The organism is Salipiger sp. PrR007 (assembly GCF_010499845.1).
In the GTDB taxonomy this organism is placed as follows: Bacteria; Pseudomonadota; Alphaproteobacteria; order Rhodobacterales; family Rhodobacteraceae; genus Salipiger; species Salipiger pacificus_A.
In genome coordinates this window covers 63,245-79,781 of sequence record NZ_JAAGOZ010000083.1, presented here as the reverse complement: position 1 = coordinate 79,781, position 16,537 = coordinate 63,245, and the positions used below count along the sequence as shown (strand labels likewise).

Genomic DNA, 16,537 nt, shown 5'->3' with positions numbered 1-16,537 from the left:
TACATCAATCTTTCTTCTACCGGCTGGTCACGGCCGCAGGGCCTGCTAGACATTTCCGCAACTTGACCGCCTGCCGAGGGTGCAGCGGCAAGACCACAGGTAGGAGCCCCGCATGAGTGAGTACGTCTTTCCCCCGCAGCCCCAGCCCTCGGTTGCCGTCGCCGGCAGCGAGGCCCGCTTCCCGCTGCGCCGCATCTTCTGCGTCGGTCGCAACTATGCCGAGCACGCGCGCGAGATGGGCCACGATCCCGACCGCGAGCCACCGTTCTTCTTCGACAAACCGATCGACACCATCGCCGAGGAAGGCGATGCGATCCCGTACCCGCCCGCAACCGCCGACCTGCACCACGAGGGTGAGCTGGTGGTGGCGCTCGGCAAGGGCGGCGTCGATATTCCCGAGGATGCGGCGCTGGACTGTGTCTGGGGCTATGCTGCCGGGATCGACCTGACGCGCCGCGACGTACAGGCCGACGCCAAGAAGAAGGGGCGGCCCTGGACCATGGCGAAGGGCTTCGATTTCTCGGCGGTCTGCGGCCCGGTGCATCCGGTGGCCGAAACGGGTCATCTCGATAAGGGCGGCTTGCGGCTGAGCGTGAACGGCGGAGAGCGGCAGAACGGCGATCTTGCGGACATGATCTGGTCGGTGCCCGAGGTGATTTCCTACCTGTCCGGGCTGGTCGAGCTGAAGGCCGGCGATTTGATCTACACCGGCACGCCCGCCGGGGTCAGTGCGCTGGAGCGCGGTGACACCTGTCTGGTCGAGATCGACGGCCTCGCGCCGCTGAGCATCAGCATCGGCTGAGCTGGACGTGCAGAGGCGCGGCTCATGGCCGCGCCTTTGTCGTTTTTGGACTTTTTCTTTTCAGCACAAGGACTTCGGAATCACTATTCCCAGTCGCCGGAAAACCCCTTGGGGATCATGAGGATATCGCGGTCCACCGTGTTGATGTCGGTGCGCCCGCAGAGCGCCATCGACACGTCGAGCTCCTTGTGGATCACCTCGAGCGCGCGGGTCACGCCCGCCTCGCCCATGGCACCGAGCCCGTAGATATAGGCGCGGCCGATCCAGCAGCCCTTCGCGCCCATGGCAACGGCCTTCAGCACGTCCTGGCCCGAGCGCACGCCGCTGTCGAGATGGACCTCGATCTTGTCACCCACCGCGTCCATGATCGGCGCCAGCGCGCGGATCGAGCTCAGCGCGCCGTCGAGCTGCCGCCCGCCGTGGTTCGACACCACGATGGCATCGGCGCCGACGTTGCAGGCCTCCAAAGCGTCGCGCGGGTCGATGATGCCCTTGATGATCAGCGGGCCGTCCCACATCTTGCGGAACTCGCGGATGCGGTCCCAGTCGAGCGCCTGGTCGAAGCTCTGCGCGGTCCATGTGGTCAGCGAGGAGGGATCCGTGACGCCCTTGGCATGGCCGACGATATTGCCGAAGAACCGCCGCTTTGTCTGCAGCATCTCGAGGCCCCACGGCACTTTGGTCATCATGTTGGCGACCGATGTCGGGGTCAGCTTGGGCGGGGCCGAAAGGCCGTTCTTCAGATCCTTGTGACGCTGTCCGAGCATCTGCAGATCGACCGTGATCACCGCCGCCGAGCACTTGGCGTCCTTGGCCCGGTCGAAGAGCCGCTTCATGTAGTCGTCGTCCTTGAGCGTGTAGACCTGCATCCAGAACGGCTTCGAGGTGTTCTCGGCCACATCCTCGATCGAGCAGATCGACATGGTCGACAGGCAATAAGGCACGCCGAACTTCTCGGCCGCCTTTGCCGCCTTGATCTCGCCGTCGGCGTTCTGCATCCCGGTCATGCCCACCGGCGCGAGCGCCACCGGCATCGCCACGTCCTGGCCGATCATCTGCGTCGCGGTGCTGCGCCCGGTCATGTCGATGGCGACGCGCTGGCGCAGGTAGAGCTTGTCGAAATCCGAGCTGTTCTCGCGGAAGGTCTGCTCGGTCCAGCTGCCCGACTCGCAGTAGTCGTAGAACATCTTCGGCACCCGGCGCTTGTAGAGGCGCTTGAGGTCTTCGATCTCGGTGATCACGGGCATGGGCCGGAGTTCCTCCTTGGACTGGTCAGGTTTCCTTACCGCTTCCGGGGTGTTCGCGCAATAACCCGCGCTTGAATCTCGTCTGCCCAGACAGTCTAGTGCGCGCGAGCAGTTCGGAGGTACCATGCAAGACATTCTCTGGGGCGTCGGCGGCGGCATGGTCGCGGCGCTGGCGACCACGGTCGGCGCGATCCCGGCGCTGATCGGGCGGAAGATGACCCAGGCCACGTCGGACATGATGCTGGGCTTCGCCGCGGGGGTGATGCTCTCGGCTTCGTATTTCTCGCTGATCATTCCGGGCATCGAGGTGGGGCAGGAGCAGACCGGCTCGGTCTGGATCGCCGCCGCCATTGCCGCCTTTGGCATCGCTTTTGGCTCGGGCTTCGTCGCCTGGCTCAACCACGCGATCCCGCACGAGCACTTCAAGACCGGCCCGGAGGGCGGGGCGGATCAGGCGACTTTTGCACGGATCTGGCTCTTCGTGCTGGCGATCTCGATCCACAACTTTCCCGAGGGACTGTCGATCGGCGTCGCCTACGGGCTGGACCGGGCCAACGGGCTTTCGGTGATGACCGGCATCTCGTTGCAGGACATGCCCGAGGGGCTGGCCGTCGCCGTCGCGCTGGTGGGTCTCGGGTACTCGCGGAGGCGGGCGCTCTTCTACACGGCACTTACCGGCATGGTCGAACCGGTCGGGGCGTTGCTGGGGGTGGTCGCGGTGTCGGTCAGTTCGGTGCTGCTGCCCTGGGGGCTGACCTTTGCCGCCGGCGCGATGCTCTACATCATCAGCCACGAGATCGTCCCCGAGACGCATCGCAATGGCCATCAGAAGCGCGCGACGACGGGGCTGATCTTTGGGCTTATCCTGATGATGTTCCTCGACGTGACGCTGGGGTGACTGGCCCGGCGCTCGCTCTTGCGTGAAAGGGCGCGCCGTGCCACTGGACCTCGCGCGCCGGCGGGAATAGGGTCCGCGCAACTTTCGCAGGAGACACGACGATGGCAACGGGCAAGAACATCCGCACCTATTTCCAGGGCACCTGGCACGACGGCGACGTGATGATCATGCGCGGCGCCGACCACGCGGCCTGGCTCGGCAGCTCGGTCTTCGACGGCGCGCGCTACGTGAACGGCATCGCGCCCGACCTTTACGCCCATTGCGCCCGGGTGAACCGCTCGGCCACATCGCTGATGCTGACGCCTTTCATATCCACCGAGGAGATGGTTCAGATCGTCTGGGAAGGGCTCTCCGCCTATCCCAAGGAGGCGGCCATCTACATCCGCCCGATGTACTGGGCAACGCAGGGCGACGCCACAGCCATCGTGCCGGGTGAGGAGGGAACCGCCTTTGCCATCTCGCTCGAGGAAATCCCCATGGCGCCCGAAGGCGCGGCGACCCACCTCGGACGCACCAAGTTCCGCCGCCCGGTGCTCGAGAGCTCGGTTTGCAATGCAAAGGCGGGCTGCCTCTATCCCAACAACGCCCGCATGCTGCGTGACGTGCGCGCGCGCGGCTTCGGCAACGCGCTGGTGGCCGACGCGCTCGGCAATGTGGCCGAGAGCGCCACGGCCAATGTCTTCATGGTCAAGGACGGTACGGTCTTCACCCCCGTCGCCAATGGCACCTTCCTGTCGGGCATCACCCGCGCGCGCCACATCAAGAACATGCGCGCCGATGGCATGGAAGTGCATGAGGCCGTGCTGTCCTTCGAGGATTTCGAGGGCGCCGACGAGGTCTTCTTGTCGGGCAACCTTCAGAAGGTGACGCCGGTCTCGGGCTTCGAGGACACCAGCTACCAGATCGGTCCCGTGACGCGCCGCGTGCGCGAACTCTACTGGGACTGGGCGCTGACCGAAGGCTGAGCGTTGCGCCGCGAGCCGCCGCTTCGCGCGACACGTCCCGACGCGCCGCAGCGGCCCGTGCTGCGCGCCGAGCGGCATTTTGACCCGGCGGTTGGCACGCGCGCGCCGCGCGTCGAGACTGGGCAGGGGCGGGCGGCGGACAACATCGCCGCGCCGCGTGGGACCCGGCGGCGGCTGGCGCGAGGCATCCGCGCCCTGCCGCTGCTGCTGAGCCTCGCGCTCGGGATCTGGGCGCTGACCACCAACCCCTTTGCGCAGCCTTTCCTTTCGGCCAGCGAGGCCGAGGTGCGCCGCGCGCTCGATATGGCGCTGGCGCAGACGCTGACGCCGGATCGGCTCGCGCAGGAGATCGGCGCCGCGCTGGAGGCAGAGGATCTCGACCGCATCGATATGCTGCTGCCGGTGGCGGCGCGGGTCGGCGTCTCGCCCGATGTGGAGCAGGCCGAACTGATCGCCGCGCTGCGCGACGAAAAGGACAGCGTCTGGGGCAAGGTCGAGGCCTGCGGCATCTGCGCTGCCGACATCGCCAATTGCCCGTCGCTGCAGATGCTGGCCTATTGCGGCATCCCGCTGGAGCTGACCCCGATCGGGGATCTCAACGCGCTGCGCCGCGCCGGGGGCAACTATTTCAGCGGCGCCGATGTGGATGAGGTCGAGGTGACGCTTGCCGCGGTCGGCCTCGCCGCAACCGGCACGCTGGCGCTGACGGGGGGCACCTCGGCCACGGTGAAGGCCGGGGCCACGGCGCTGCGCATGGGCCGGAGGCTGCGCACGCTGACGCCCTCCTTCCTCGACGAGTTGGCGCGGCTGGCCGATCCCGCGATGCTGCGGCGGCTGGTCTCGGGCGCCGGGGAGGCCGCCGACACCGCGCGGCTGGCGCGGGCCGAGACGGTGGCGGGCGACGTGAGCCGGGTGGTGCGCAACAGCTCGATGACCGACGGTGTGCTGCTCCTGCGCCACGTCGACAGCGCCGAGGATGCGGCGCGGCTGGCGCGGGTGTCGGACGTCGCGGGTTCGGAAACGCGCGGGGTGATGGAGGTGTTGGGCAAATCGCGGACCTTCCGCACGCTGGTGCGGCTTTCGGACCATGCCTTTGCCGCGGCGGCGCTGCTCTGGCTGGCCTTTGCGCAGGCCCTGACGGCGCTTGGCGGCTGGCTCGGCACGCGGATGCTGCGCCCGGCGGCGCGCGGCGTGGCGGCGCATCTCGAGCGCTGAATTCCGACGGTTCCAAAAGGGCGTTGCCTGCATCCTGCCCCTGCGCCATGATCGCCACGAAGGAGACCAAGGGATGCGCAAGTTTCTCGTCGTGCTGGATGACAGCCGCGAATGCCTCAACGCCATGCGGTTCGCCGCCATGCGGGCGGCCAAGACCGGAGGAGGGGTGGCGATCCTGTCGGTGATCGCGCCGGATGAATTCAACCATTGGATCGGGGTCGGCGACATCATGCGCGAAGAGGCCCGTGAACGGATCGAGGCGCACTACGAGGTCTTTGCCAAGTGGATGCGCGATCGGCAGGGAGTCGATCCCGAGCTGGTGATCCGCGAGGGCGACCCGGTGACCGAGATCCTCGGGCAGGTCAATGACGACCCCTCCATCGGCGTCCTGGTGCTGGGCGCGGCCGCCGACAAGAAGGGGCCGGGGCCGCTGGTCAGCTCGATGACCCGCAGTTCGGGCAGCCTGCCGATCCCGCTGACCATTGTGCCCGGAGACATGTCCAAGGAGCGCCTCGAGGCGATCACCTGAGGGCAGGGGCTCGGCGCCGCCTGAGCCGCCAATTTAGAACCATTCCAAAACTTGACGTTCGGGCGGTGGGGGCGCATATAGGTGTCAGCCCGGAGAAAGGTATCTCGCAGATGTTCATCCAGACAGAATCCACCCCGAACCCCGCGACGCTGAAGTTCCTGCCGGGCCAGACCGTGCTCGACGCCGGCACCGCGGATTTCCCCAGCCCCGAGGGTGCCGAAACCTCGCCGCTCGCCAAGCGCCTTTTCGGCGTGAACGGCGTCACCGGCGTGTTCTTCGGCAACGACTTCGTCACGGTGACGAAGGACGAGGCGGCTGACTGGGACCACGTGAAGCCCGCCGTCCTTGGCGCGATCATGGAGCACTTCCAGTCCGGCGAGCCGGTGATGGCAGGCGAGGCGCGGTCCTCGGGCCACAAGGAGTTCACCGGCGAGGATGCCGAGATCGTCGGCCAGATCAAGGAACTGCTCGACAGCCGCGTGCGCCCGGCCGTGGCGCAGGATGGCGGCGACATCACCTTCCACGGCTTCGACCGCGGCGTAGTCTACCTGCATATGCAGGGCGCCTGCGCGGGCTGCCCCTCCTCGACGCTCACCCTGAAGATGGGCATCGAGAACCTGCTGCGCCACTACATTCCCGAGGTCACCGAGGTGCGCCCGGTCGCCGTCTGAGCGACCGGCTCCCTCGATGAGTGATCTTTTGATCCTTGCCTTCGACACATCGGCCGCGCATTGCGCGGCCGCTTTGCTGCGTGGCGATGCGGTGCTTGCCGCCCGCGCCGAGGAGATGGGTCGGGGGCAGGCTGAACGCCTGATGCCATTGCTCGAGGAAATGCTGGGCGAGGGCGGTGCCACCTGGGGCGATCTCGACCGCATCGCCGTGGGCATCGGGCCGGGCAATTTCACCGGCATCCGCATTTCCGTCTCGACCGCGCGCGGTCTGGCGCTGGGGCTGGGCAAGCCCGCCATGGGGATCAGCACCTTTGAGGCGATCCACCTCGATGCCCCCGACGCGCTGGCCGGCGTGCCCGCGCCGCGCGGGCAGATCTACGTGCAGCGCCATTGGGGGACGCCCGAACTGGTGCCCGCCGAGGGCACCGAGGCGGTGCTGCCGCCCGAGCCGCGCGAACTGGCGATCCGCATCGCCCGCGCCGCCGCGGTAAAGGAGCCGGGCCAGCGCCCTGCGCCGCTCTACATCCGCCCCGCCGACGCCGCGCCGTCGCGCGATGCGGCGCCGCGGCTGCTGGACTAAGCCGATGCGCCTTTCGGCCGAAGAGCTCGCCGCGCTTTCGGCGCGCGCCTACATCCATATGAAGCCGTGGAACGCGCCTGCCTTCGCGGGCACGCTGGAGCAGCCCGCGTCGCTGCTCGTGAGCGAGCCGGGTGGCTTTGTTCTGGGCCTCGTGGTGCTGGACGAGGCAGAGATTCTCGCTCTGGCCACCGACCCATCGCTGCAGCGGCAGGGTGTCGGACGGCGGCTGCTGGAGGCTTTCGAGGCCGAGGCCAGCACGAGAGGGGCGAAAACGGTGTTCCTTGAGGTCGCAGCGGCCAATTCTCCCGCGCAGCGGTTCTATTCTGCATGCGGCTACACGCTGACCGGGAGGCGGAAAGGCTATTATCGTCATGCGGATGGCACCCGTGACGACGCACTGCTCATGCGCCGGGCGCTGACCTGAGGTTACAAGACACGATGCGCCAACCCTGTGCGCAGACTTGCAAAAACCTGTTGACCCTCCGGTAGGGCGCGGGATTAATCGGGCATGATCTGCCACAGTGCAGTCCAATTCGCGGGACAGCTTAAAGACGCCCGCAATTCCAGACCCGGGAGCAAGACATGACGTTCATGAAATCCATCCTCGGCACCGCCGCGACGCTGGCCCTGACCGCCGGCGCCGCGCTGGCGGATCCGGCGCTGATCTACGATCTCGGCGGGAAGTTCGACAAGTCCTTCAACGAGGCGGCCTACAATGGCGCCGAGATCTACGCCAAGGAAACCGGCGGCTCCTACAAGGACATCGAACTGCAGTCCGAGGCACAGCGCGAGCAGGCGCTCCGGCGCTTCGCCGAGGCCGGGTTCAACCCGGTGGTGACCACCGGCTTCTCGATGTCCTCGCCGATCGCCTCGGTCGCCGCGGACTACCCGGACACCAAGTTCGTCACCATCGACGGCTATGTGGATCCGGCGGAGCACCCGAACGTGCTGTCGATCCTCTTCTCCGAACACGAGGGCTCGTACCTTGTCGGCATGCTGGCGGCGATGGCCTCCGAGTCCGGCACCGTCGGCTTCGTCGGCGGCATGGACATTCCGCTGATCCGCAAGTTCGCCTGCGGTTACGCCCAGGGGGCCAAGGCCGTCAGCGAAGACGTCACCGTGATCTCGAACATGACCGGCACCACCCCCGCCGCCTGGAACGACCCGGTGAAGGGCTCGGAGCTGACCAAGGCGCAGATCAGCCAGGGCGCCGACGTGATCTTCGCCGCCGCCGGCGGCACCGGTATCGGCGTGCTGCAGACCGCCGCGGACGAGGGCATCCTCTCGGTCGGCGTCGACAGCAACCAGAACTACCTGCACCCGGGCAAGGTGCTGACCTCGATGCTCAAGCGCGTCGACGTGGCCGTGGCCGAGGCGATGACCGCCGGCCCCGATCTCGAGACCGGCGTACAGGTGCTGGGCCTTGCCGAGAACGGCGTGGGTTACGCGCTCGACGAGAACAATGCCGAGCTGGTGACCGAAGAGATGAAGGCCGCAGTCGACGAGGCGCGCGAGAAGATCGTCGCCGGCGAGATCGAGGTTCACGACTACTCGGCGGATGACAGCTGCCCGGCTCTGAACTTCTGATCCGGACTTGACGAGCGGGGGGGCGGCTGCTGCCGTGTCCCCGTTTTCTCTTTCGTGTGGCCCGGTTCTTCGGTTACAGGAGGCCGGGCCGTACTTTCCAATGCCGCGAGGCTTCGCATGAACGACACCCCCGCCATCGAGCTGAAGGGCATTTCCAAGGCCTTCGGTCCCGTCCAGGCCAACAAGGACATCTCGATCCGCGTGATGCCCGGCACCATCCACGGCATCATCGGCGAGAACGGCGCAGGGAAATCGACGCTCATGTCGATCCTCTACGGCTTCTACAAGGCCGACGCCGGTGAGATCTGGGTCAACGGCGCCAAGAAAGACATCACCGACAGTCAGGCCGCGATCTCGGCGGGCATCGGCATGGTGTTTCAGCACTTCAAGCTGGTGCAGAACTTCACCGTGCTGGAGAACATCATCCTCGGCGCTGAGGATGGACCGATGCTGCGCCCCTCGCTGGCGCGCGCCCGCGGCGTTCTCAAGCAACTGGCCGAGGAATACGAGCTTTCGGTCGATCCCGACGAGCTGGTCGAGAACCTCTCGGTCGGCCACCAGCAGCGGGTCGAGATCCTGAAGGCGCTCTACCGGCAGGCCGACATCCTCATTCTGGACGAGCCCACCGGGGTGCTGACCCCGGCCGAGGCCGACCACCTGTTCCGGATCCTTGACCACCTGCGGGCCGAGGGCAAGACGGTGATCCTCATCACCCACAAGCTGCGCGAGATCATGGAGATCACCGACACGGTTTCGGTGATGCGGCGCGGCGAGATGACCGCGACGGTGAAGACCGCCGAGACCTCGCCCGAGCAGCTCGCCGAGTTGATGGTCGGGCGCAAGGTGCTGCTGCGTGTCGACAAGACCGCGGCGCAGCCGGGCGAGGTGCTGCTTGACGTGCAGAACCTGCGCCATGTGGACGACGCCGGAGTGGAGCGGCTCAAGGGCGTGTCGCTGCAGCTGCGCGCCGGCGAAGTCCTGGGCATCGCCGGGGTTGCCGGCAACGGCCAGTCGGAGCTGCTCGAGGTGCTGGGTGGCTACGCCGATGCCACCGGTACGGTCACCATGAAGGGCGTCTCGCTGCCGCTCTCGGGGACTGGCGCCGATGGCAGTGCCCGCCGCAAGGCTGGCATCGGCCACGTGCCGGAGGACCGCCAGGAAGAGGGGCTGATCATGCCCTACACCGCGTGGGAGAACACCGTCTTCGGCTACCATCGCGACCCGCACTACCAGGCGGGAATGCTGATGAACAACGCGCGCATCAAGGAAGAGGCGGCGGACAAGATGCAGCGCTACGACGTCCGTCCGCCCAATCCCAACCTCGCGGCGCGCAACTTCTCGGGCGGCAACCAGCAGAAGATCGTGCTGGCGCGCGAGATCGAGCGCGATCCCGACGTGCTGCTGATCGGCCAGCCCACGCGCGGCGTCGACATCGGCGCCATCGAGTTCATTCACCAGGAAATCATCCGCCTGCGCGACAAGGGCAAGGCGATCCTGCTGGTCTCGGTGGAGCTTGACGAGATCTTCTCGCTCTCGGATCGCATCGCGGTGATGTTCGACGGGCAGATCATGGGCGAGCGCCTGCCGGACCAGACCGATCAGACCGAGCTTGGCCTGCTGATGGCCGGTGTCACCGAAAAGCCCGAGGGCCGGGTGATCGACGCGGTCGACGCCTCGCTGCACGAAAAGGAAGCCCGCGAGGCCCAGCAGCATGACTGACCGCCCCCTTACATCTTTCCGAAAATACTATCGCCAGAGACAGACGCACCCGAAGGGCGCGCCTCTGGCGAGCATGAACGAGGTTCCGAATGGATAAGATGCCCGCCTGGGCCGACGCGGTGCTCGTGCCCCTGATCTCGATCCTGCTGGCGGCGATCCTGTCGGCGCTGGTGATCCTCGCCATCGGCGAGAACCCGATCGAGGCCTTCAAGCTTATGGTCGACGGCGCGCTGATGCGCAGCACCGGCTGGGGCTACACGCTTTATTACACCACCAATTTCATCTTCACCGGCCTCTGCGTCGCCGTTGCCTTCCACGCCAAGATGTTCAACATCGGCGGCGAGGGGCAGGCGATGGTCGGCGGTCTTGGCGTGGCGCTGGCTTGCCTCTTCATCCCGTTCCCGCACTGGTCGGTAGCGCTGATCGTGGCAACGCTGGCGGCGGCCGCCTTCGGCACGGCCTGGGCCTTCATCCCGGCCTGGCTGCAGGCCAAGCGCGGCAGCCACATCGTGATCACCACGATCATGTTCAACTTCATCGCCGCGGCACTGCTGAACTATGTGCTGGTCAACCTGCTGCGCCCCGTCGGCGCGATGGAGCCTGCGACGGCCAACTTCCCCGCCGCGACCCACCTGCCAACCTTCCAGGACATGTTCGCCTCCGAGGGCAACCCGCTGTTCCGGGGCTCGCCGGCCAACGTGACCTTCTTCCTCGCCGTTCTCGCCTGCGTCGCCTTCTGGTACCTGATCTGGCGTACCAAGCTGGGTTATGAAATTCGCGCCTTTGGTCATTCCGAGAGCGCTGCGCGCTATGCCGGTATTTCCCCGGTCCGCATCACCGTCATCGCCATGCTGATCTCCGGCGGGCTCGCGGGGATGATGGCGCTCAACACCACCATGGGCGAGGCCGAACGGCTGGTGCTCAACGCCACCGAGGGCGCGGGCTTCATCGGCATCGCCGTGGCGCTGATGGGCCGCTCGCACCCGGTCGGGGTCTTCCTCGCGGCGCTGCTCTTCGGCTTCCTCTATCAGGGCGGCGCGGAGCTGGCGCTCTGGACCAATATCCCGCGCGAGCTGATCACCGTGATCCAGGCGCTGGTGATCCTCTTCACCGGGGCGCTCGACAACATGGTGCGCCTGCCGCTCGAAAAACTCTTCCTCGCCACGCGCCGGAGGTCCTCGTGATGGATTACGCGACGCTTCTGCAGGTGCTCGACTCGACCGTGCGCCTTGCCACGCCGCTGCTGCTGGCCTGCCTCGCGGGTCTTTTCTCGGAACGCGCGGGCATCGTCGACATCGGGCTCGAGGGCAAGATGCTCGCCGCCGCCTTCTTCTCGGCGGCCATCGCCGCGGTCACCGGCTCGGTCTGGCTTGGCCTGCTGGCCGGCATCGCCGCCTCGATGGTCATGTCGGGCATCCACGGGCTGGCCTCGATCACCTTCCGTGGCAACCAGCTGATCTCGGGGGTGGCGATCAACTTCCTCGCCTCCGGCATCACCGTGCTGATCGCGCAGGACTGGTTCAGCCAGGGGGGCCGCACGCCGTCTTTGATGGGCGGCGGGCGCTTCGAGAGCATCACGTTGCCCTTCGCCGAGGCGCTGCGCGGCGTGCCGGTCATCGGTCCGCTCTACTACGAGCTGATCTCGGGCCATTCGATCCTCGTCTACGTCGCCTTCCTGATGGTGCCGCTGACCTGGTGGATCCTCTTCCGCACCCGGTTCGGTCTGCGCCTGCGCGCGGTCGGGGAGGCCCCCGAGGCGGTGGATACCGCGGGCGTCTCGGTGGTCGGGCTGCGCTTTACCGCGATCGCCATCTGCGGGCTGCTGACCGGCCTTGCGGGCGCCTATCTCGCCACTGGCCTGCAGGCGGGCTTCGTGCGCGAGATGACCGCGGGCCGCGGGTACATCGCGCTGGCCGCGCTGATCTTCGCCAAGTGGCGGCCGTGGTACGCGCTTTACGCCTGCCTGCTCTTCGGCCTGCTGCAGGCGGTGGCGCTGCGTTACCAGAACATCGACCTCGGCGGCTTCATCATCCCGGTGCAGGTCATGGACGCGCTGCCCTATATCCTGACCGTGGTGATCCTGGCCGGTTTCGTCGGCAAGGCGATCCCGCCGCGCGCCGGTGGCGAGCCCTACGTCAAGGAGCGCTGAGGCGCTCAGGCTGGGCGCCGCGCGATGCGGCGGCGCCCGGCCATGCGGTTTCTGCAAGCGATGAAGCTGGAAGGCCGGAACGCCGCCGGTCCGGATCACCGTTCCGGTGCCTCTCTTGTCGTTGACACCTATGCAGACCCTGCCCGAGACGGCGTCGCGGCGCCGGGGTTGTGGGAAAACCGCCGCGACGCGGCATAATGCGGCGGGTGTCACATCGCTGCCCGTTGCCAAATCACCCCCGCGCAAGCAAGGTCGGGCCATGCAGATCTACCTCCCCATCGCCGAGGTTTCGGTCAATGTCTTCCTGCTCTTCGGTCTGGGCGGGATCGTTGGCATCCTGTCGGGCATGTTCGGGGTCGGCGGAGGCTTCCTGATCACCCCGCTGCTGTTCTTCATGGGCATTCCGCCAGCGGTCGCCGTGGCCACCGGTGCGAACCAGATCGTGGCGAGTTCGATCTCGGGCGTTCTGGCGCATTTCAAGCGCAAGTCGGTGGATCTCCGGATGGGGCTGGTGCTGCTTGCGGGCGGCCTCGTCGGTGCGGCGCTGGGGGTTTGGATCTTCAACCTGCTCAAGGAACTGGGGCAGGTCGATCTTCTGGTCCGGCTTTGCTACGTGGTCTTCCTCGGCATCATCGGCGGGCTGATGTTCATCGAGAGCGTCAATGCCATCTTCAAGTCACGCAAGGGCGCGGCCCCGAAGCGCCGTCACCACGGCTGGGTGCACGGGCTGCCCTTCAAGATGCGCTTTCGCACTTCGGGGCTCTATATTTCGGCGATCCCGCCTGTGCTTGTGGGGCTCTCGGTGGGTGTGCTCGCGGCGATCATGGGCGTGGGCGGCGGCTTCATCATGGTGCCGGCGATGATCTACCTGCTTGGCATGCCGACTAAGGTCGTTGTGGGCACCTCGCTGTTCCAGATCATCTTCGTCAGCGCCTTTACCACCCTGTTGCATGCCACCACCAATTACACGGTCGACATCATGCTCGCACTGGTGCTGATCCTCGGCGGGGTCATCGGCGCACAGATCGGCACCGCCTTCGGCACCCGGCTGAAGGCCGAGCAGCTGCGCATCGCGCTGGCCTCGCTGGTGCTGCTGGTCTGCGGCAAGCTGGCGCTCGATCTGTTCATCACCCCCTCCGAGCTCTACGAGCTGGTGTCGCGATGAGGGCGCTCGTGGCCCTCCTGCTGCTGCTCGCCGCGCTGCCCGCACGTGCCGAGGAGGTTGTGATGGGGCTGAGCCAGTCGAACGTGTCGATCACAACCGACTTCGACGGCTCCGACATCCTCATTTTCGGCGCGGTGAAGCGCGAGGTGGCGATCCAGGCCGACCCTCCGCTGCAGGTGATCGTCACCGTCGAAGGCCCGCTCGAGCCGGTCACCGTCTGGCGCAAGGCGCGCAAGCTCGGCATCTGGGTCAACGCCGAGGCGGTCGACGTCGACAGTGCGCCGGGCTTTTACGCGGTCGCCACCTCGGCACCCTGGGCCGAGAGCATCTCGGCGGTGGAGGATTTGCGCCACAAGGTCTCGATCCCGCGCGCCATCCGCTCGGTCGGTGCGCCGATGGACATCATGGACAGCGAGGCGTTCACCGAGGCGCTGATCCGCGTGCGCGAAAGGCAGGGGCTCTACAGGGTCGAGGAGGAGAGCGTCGAGCTGCGCGAGTCGACGCTTTTCGACACCTCGATCTCGATGCCGGCGAACATCTCCGAGGGGCGCTACCTGACCCGGGTCTTCCTGACCCGCGCGGGCAAGGTCGTCTCGGTGCACGAGAGCGAGATCCAGGTCGGCAAGGTGGGTCTCGAGCGCTGGCTCTTCACCCTGTCGCGGCAGATGCCGCTGGTCTACGGTCTGTTGTCGCTGGCCATCGCGGCGCTCGCGGGCTGGGGCGCCTCGGCGCTGTTCCGGGCGATCCGGTCCGGATGAGCCGCCAGCCGCCCGGAACCCGCGCCGCCTATTGTGCCTTCTTTCCCATCGCCACGCGGTGGAAGGACATGGACGGCTACGGGCATCTCAACAACGCGGCTTACCTGTCGTATCTGGACACGGCGGTGACGCTCTGGCAGCTCGGGGCAGGCATGGAGATCTACCGGCCCGGCGGGCTCCGCTTTCTTGCGGCACAGAACGGCTGCACTTACCATGCCGAGGCGCGCTTCCCCGACGTGCTCCACGCCGGGGTGCGCTGCGGGCATCTGGGGCGCAGCTCGGCGCGGTTCGAGGTGGGGTTCTTTCGCAACGACGACGACCTGGCCTGCGCAGAGGGGTTCATCGTGCATGTGTCGGTGGACGGAAACACCCGACCCGAACCGATCCCCGACCGCTTCCGTCCGGTGATCGAGGCGATCATGCGCGGCGACTGAACCGGGGTCTCGGGCCGGAATGGCGCCGGCGTCAATCCCGGCACAAAGAAGGAGACACCGATGACGACGCTTCCCGTCGATCCTGAACGCTTCCTCGCGGATCTGCACATGCTGCGCTCCTTCGGCGCCAGCGGCACCGGCAAGGGCGTCTGCCGTCCGGCCTTTTCCGAGGCCGATCTTGCGGCGCGCGATTGGCTGGCCGGGCGCATGGAAGAGGCCGGCCTGCGCGCGCATTTCGACCCGGTCGGCTCGCTCTTCGGGCTGGTCGACGGGCCCTCGCTGCTGATCGGCTCGCATTCGGACAGCCAGGTCGAGGGTGGATGGCTCGACGGTGCGCTGGGGGTGATCGCGGGGCTCGAGGTGGCCCGCGCCGCACAGGAGGCGGGCGGCCCGCCGGTGTCCTGCGTGTCGTTCCAGGACGAGGAGGGGCGCTTTGGCGTCACCACCGGCAGCGCGATCTGGGGCGGCAACATCTCTCTGGCCGAGGCGGATGCGCTGAAGGCTCCGGACGGGACGACCCTTGCCGAGGCGCGCAAGAGGCTGGGCGCGCGCGCCGGGGCCTTCCTCGATCCCGACCGTTTTACGGGCTTTCTCGAAATGCACATCGAGCAGGGACCGGTGCTCGACACCGAGGGCGCCCGCCTTGGCGTGGTCGAGGCGATCGTTGGACTGCGCAACCTGACGATGACTCTGAAGGGTGCACAAAACCACGCGGGCACCACGCCGATGCGGCTGCGCAAGGATGCCTTCCAAGGGCTCGCAGCCTTTACCACCGCGCTCAACGAGCGTTTTCGCAACGTTGTGACCCCGGCGACGGTCTGGACGATCGGACATGTCGAGCTGCGCCCGAATGCTCACGCCATCGTGCCCGGAGAAGTGCGCTTCACCCTGCAATGGCGTGATGGCTCGGCGGAGCGGCTCGACCGGATGGAGGCCATTGCCCGCGAGACGGTAGAGGAGATCTGCGCCGAGCGTGGCCTCGGGCTGGAGGTGGCGCCGATGCTGAAGCTCGCGCCGGTCACCATGGACGCCCGCCTGCGCAAGGCTCTGGAACAGGGTGCCGAAGCGGCGGCGCCGGGTGGCTGGCAGAGGATGCCCTCGGGCGCGCTGCACGATGCCACGAACCTGTCGAACCTGATGCCCGTGGCGATGCTTTTCGTGCCCTCGATCGGCGGGATCAGCCATGATTTCGCCGAGGACACGGCGGAGGCCGACCTCGTCACCGGGCTGCGCGCATTGGCAGGCGCGGCAAGCACGCTCGGCTGAAGGCGGGAACCGGGGCGGGGCGGCGGCGTTTGTTCGGTGACAGACACCGGAGGACCCCGCCATGAAGGATGCCCCTATCGAGCCCAAGGCCATCACCGCCAGCCCGCAGCAACTCGATTTGCTGAACCACCTGCAGGCCCGCAGCATCGGCGCTCGCGGATGGTTCGAGGAAATGGTCGAGAAGTCCGACCCCGCGTTTCGTTTCGTTGCCGTCCGCTTCCACGGTCTGCACGTCGAGCAGGTCCAGCGCCTGACCTCGCTGATCACCGCTGTCGGCGGCGATGCCGACCCCTCTGACAACATGAGCGCCGCGCTGAAGCGTGCAGGCCTTTCGATGCGCGCAGTCTTCGGCGACATCGATGGCGACATGATGGACCGGATCCGCGCGTCCGAGGCAAAGGTGCTCGCCGGCTTTACAGAGGTGATCAAGGCCATGGAGCCTTCGCGCTACCGCGACGAGCTGGTTCAGATGCAGGCCGAGCTGCAGGATTTGCTGCAGGCGGTCCAAGGTGAAGAGCGCTCGCTTCCGGAAACTCCGAAGGAGGAATGACT

18 protein-coding genes are annotated in these 16,537 nt (G+C 67.0%); 17 read left to right on the top strand and 1 reads right to left on the bottom strand.

All coding sequences use genetic code 11. The features are described from left to right. The first annotated feature begins 112 nt into the window (after nucleotides 1–112). A complete protein-coding gene (locus G0Q01_RS23880) occupies nucleotides 113–802 on the top strand; it encodes a fumarylacetoacetate hydrolase family protein (RefSeq protein WP_164189196.1) in 690 nt (229 codons plus the stop codon). Nucleotides 803–885: 83 nt separating this feature from the next. On the opposite strand, the gene G0Q01_RS23875 is transcribed toward G0Q01_RS23880, so the two are convergent. Then, the gene (locus G0Q01_RS23875; protein WP_164189194.1) at nucleotides 886–2,049 is read right to left on the bottom strand and encodes an alpha-hydroxy acid oxidase; all 1,164 of its coding nucleotides are present in this window, start codon (nucleotides 2,047–2,049) and stop codon (nucleotides 886–888) included. A gap of 124 nt (nucleotides 2,050–2,173) precedes the next feature. On the opposite strand from G0Q01_RS23875, the gene G0Q01_RS23870 reads away from it, so the two are divergent. The 16 genes from G0Q01_RS23870 to G0Q01_RS23795 all read left to right on the top strand — a co-directional run bounded on the left by G0Q01_RS23870 (nucleotide 2,174) and on the right by G0Q01_RS23795 (nucleotide 16,535). Continuing rightward, entirely contained in the window at nucleotides 2,174–2,947 is a 774-nt protein-coding gene (locus G0Q01_RS23870; RefSeq protein WP_164189192.1) for a ZIP family metal transporter, read from the top strand. 101 nt (nucleotides 2,948–3,048) lie between these two features. After that, nucleotides 3,049–3,912 carry a branched-chain amino acid aminotransferase gene (locus tag G0Q01_RS23865; protein WP_164189190.1) on the top strand — a complete coding sequence of 288 codons (864 nt, stop codon included), beginning with the start codon at nucleotides 3,049–3,051 and terminating at the stop codon, nucleotides 3,910–3,912. A gap of 3 nt (nucleotides 3,913–3,915) precedes the next feature. Continuing rightward, nucleotides 3,916–5,127, top strand: a complete 1,212-nt coding sequence (locus G0Q01_RS23860; RefSeq protein ID WP_164189188.1) for a hypothetical protein — start codon at nucleotides 3,916–3,918, stop codon at nucleotides 5,125–5,127. Between the two features lie 73 nt (nucleotides 5,128–5,200). Continuing rightward, entirely contained in the window at nucleotides 5,201–5,656 is a 456-nt protein-coding gene (locus tag G0Q01_RS23855; protein WP_092419857.1) for a universal stress protein, read from the top strand. Nucleotides 5,657–5,766: 110 nt separating this feature from the next. Continuing rightward, on the top strand, nucleotides 5,767–6,327 hold the full coding sequence (locus G0Q01_RS23850; RefSeq protein ID WP_164189186.1) for a NifU family protein: 561 nt from the start codon (nucleotides 5,767–5,769) through the stop codon (nucleotides 6,325–6,327). A gap of 16 nt (nucleotides 6,328–6,343) precedes the next feature. Further along, a complete protein-coding gene (tsaB, locus tag G0Q01_RS23845) occupies nucleotides 6,344–6,907 on the top strand; it encodes a tRNA (adenosine(37)-N6)-threonylcarbamoyltransferase complex dimerization subunit type 1 TsaB (RefSeq protein ID WP_164189184.1) in 564 nt (187 codons plus the stop codon). Nucleotides 6,908–6,911: 4 nt separating this feature from the next. Next, nucleotides 6,912–7,331: a ribosomal protein S18-alanine N-acetyltransferase gene (gene rimI / locus G0Q01_RS23840; protein ID WP_164189182.1), complete on the top strand. Its 420-nt coding sequence runs from the start codon at nucleotides 6,912–6,914 to the stop codon at nucleotides 7,329–7,331. Between the two features lie 158 nt (nucleotides 7,332–7,489). Beyond that, nucleotides 7,490–8,494, top strand: a complete 1,005-nt coding sequence (locus tag G0Q01_RS23835) for a BMP family protein (protein WP_108969073.1) — start codon at nucleotides 7,490–7,492, stop codon at nucleotides 8,492–8,494. Nucleotides 8,495–8,611: 117 nt separating this feature from the next. Further along, a complete protein-coding gene (locus G0Q01_RS23830) occupies nucleotides 8,612–10,213 on the top strand; it encodes an ABC transporter ATP-binding protein (RefSeq protein ID WP_164189180.1) in 1,602 nt (533 codons plus the stop codon). A gap of 89 nt (nucleotides 10,214–10,302) precedes the next feature. Then, nucleotides 10,303–11,397 (top strand): ABC transporter permease, encoded by a 1,095-nt coding sequence (locus G0Q01_RS23825; protein ID WP_164189178.1) that lies wholly within the window; start codon nucleotides 10,303–10,305, stop codon nucleotides 11,395–11,397. Further along, on the top strand, nucleotides 11,397–12,362 hold the full coding sequence (locus tag G0Q01_RS23820; RefSeq protein WP_164189176.1) for an ABC transporter permease: 966 nt from the start codon (nucleotides 11,397–11,399) through the stop codon (nucleotides 12,360–12,362). The genes G0Q01_RS23825 and G0Q01_RS23820 overlap by 1 nt, the downstream gene beginning before the upstream one ends. Nucleotides 12,363–12,621: 259 nt before the next feature. Beyond that, complete coding sequence (locus G0Q01_RS23815; protein ID WP_108969080.1) at nucleotides 12,622–13,527, top strand: sulfite exporter TauE/SafE family protein; 906 nt, start codon at nucleotides 12,622–12,624, stop codon at nucleotides 13,525–13,527. Continuing rightward, on the top strand, nucleotides 13,524–14,285 hold the full coding sequence (locus G0Q01_RS23810; protein WP_108969082.1) for a TIGR02186 family protein: 762 nt from the start codon (nucleotides 13,524–13,526) through the stop codon (nucleotides 14,283–14,285). Before G0Q01_RS23815 ends, G0Q01_RS23810 begins: the two co-directional genes overlap by 4 nt. Further along, a complete protein-coding gene (locus G0Q01_RS23805; protein WP_164189174.1) occupies nucleotides 14,282–14,719 on the top strand; it encodes a thioesterase family protein in 438 nt (145 codons plus the stop codon). The genes G0Q01_RS23810 and G0Q01_RS23805 overlap by 4 nt, the downstream gene beginning before the upstream one ends. A gap of 60 nt (nucleotides 14,720–14,779) precedes the next feature. Then, nucleotides 14,780–15,985: a hydantoinase/carbamoylase family amidase gene (locus tag G0Q01_RS23800; RefSeq protein WP_164189172.1), complete on the top strand. Its 1,206-nt coding sequence runs from the start codon at nucleotides 14,780–14,782 to the stop codon at nucleotides 15,983–15,985. Nucleotides 15,986–16,046: 61 nt separating this feature from the next. After that, nucleotides 16,047–16,535: a DUF2383 domain-containing protein gene (locus tag G0Q01_RS23795; protein WP_164189170.1), complete on the top strand. Its 489-nt coding sequence runs from the start codon at nucleotides 16,047–16,049 to the stop codon at nucleotides 16,533–16,535. The last annotated feature ends 2 nt before the right edge of the window (nucleotides 16,536–16,537 follow it).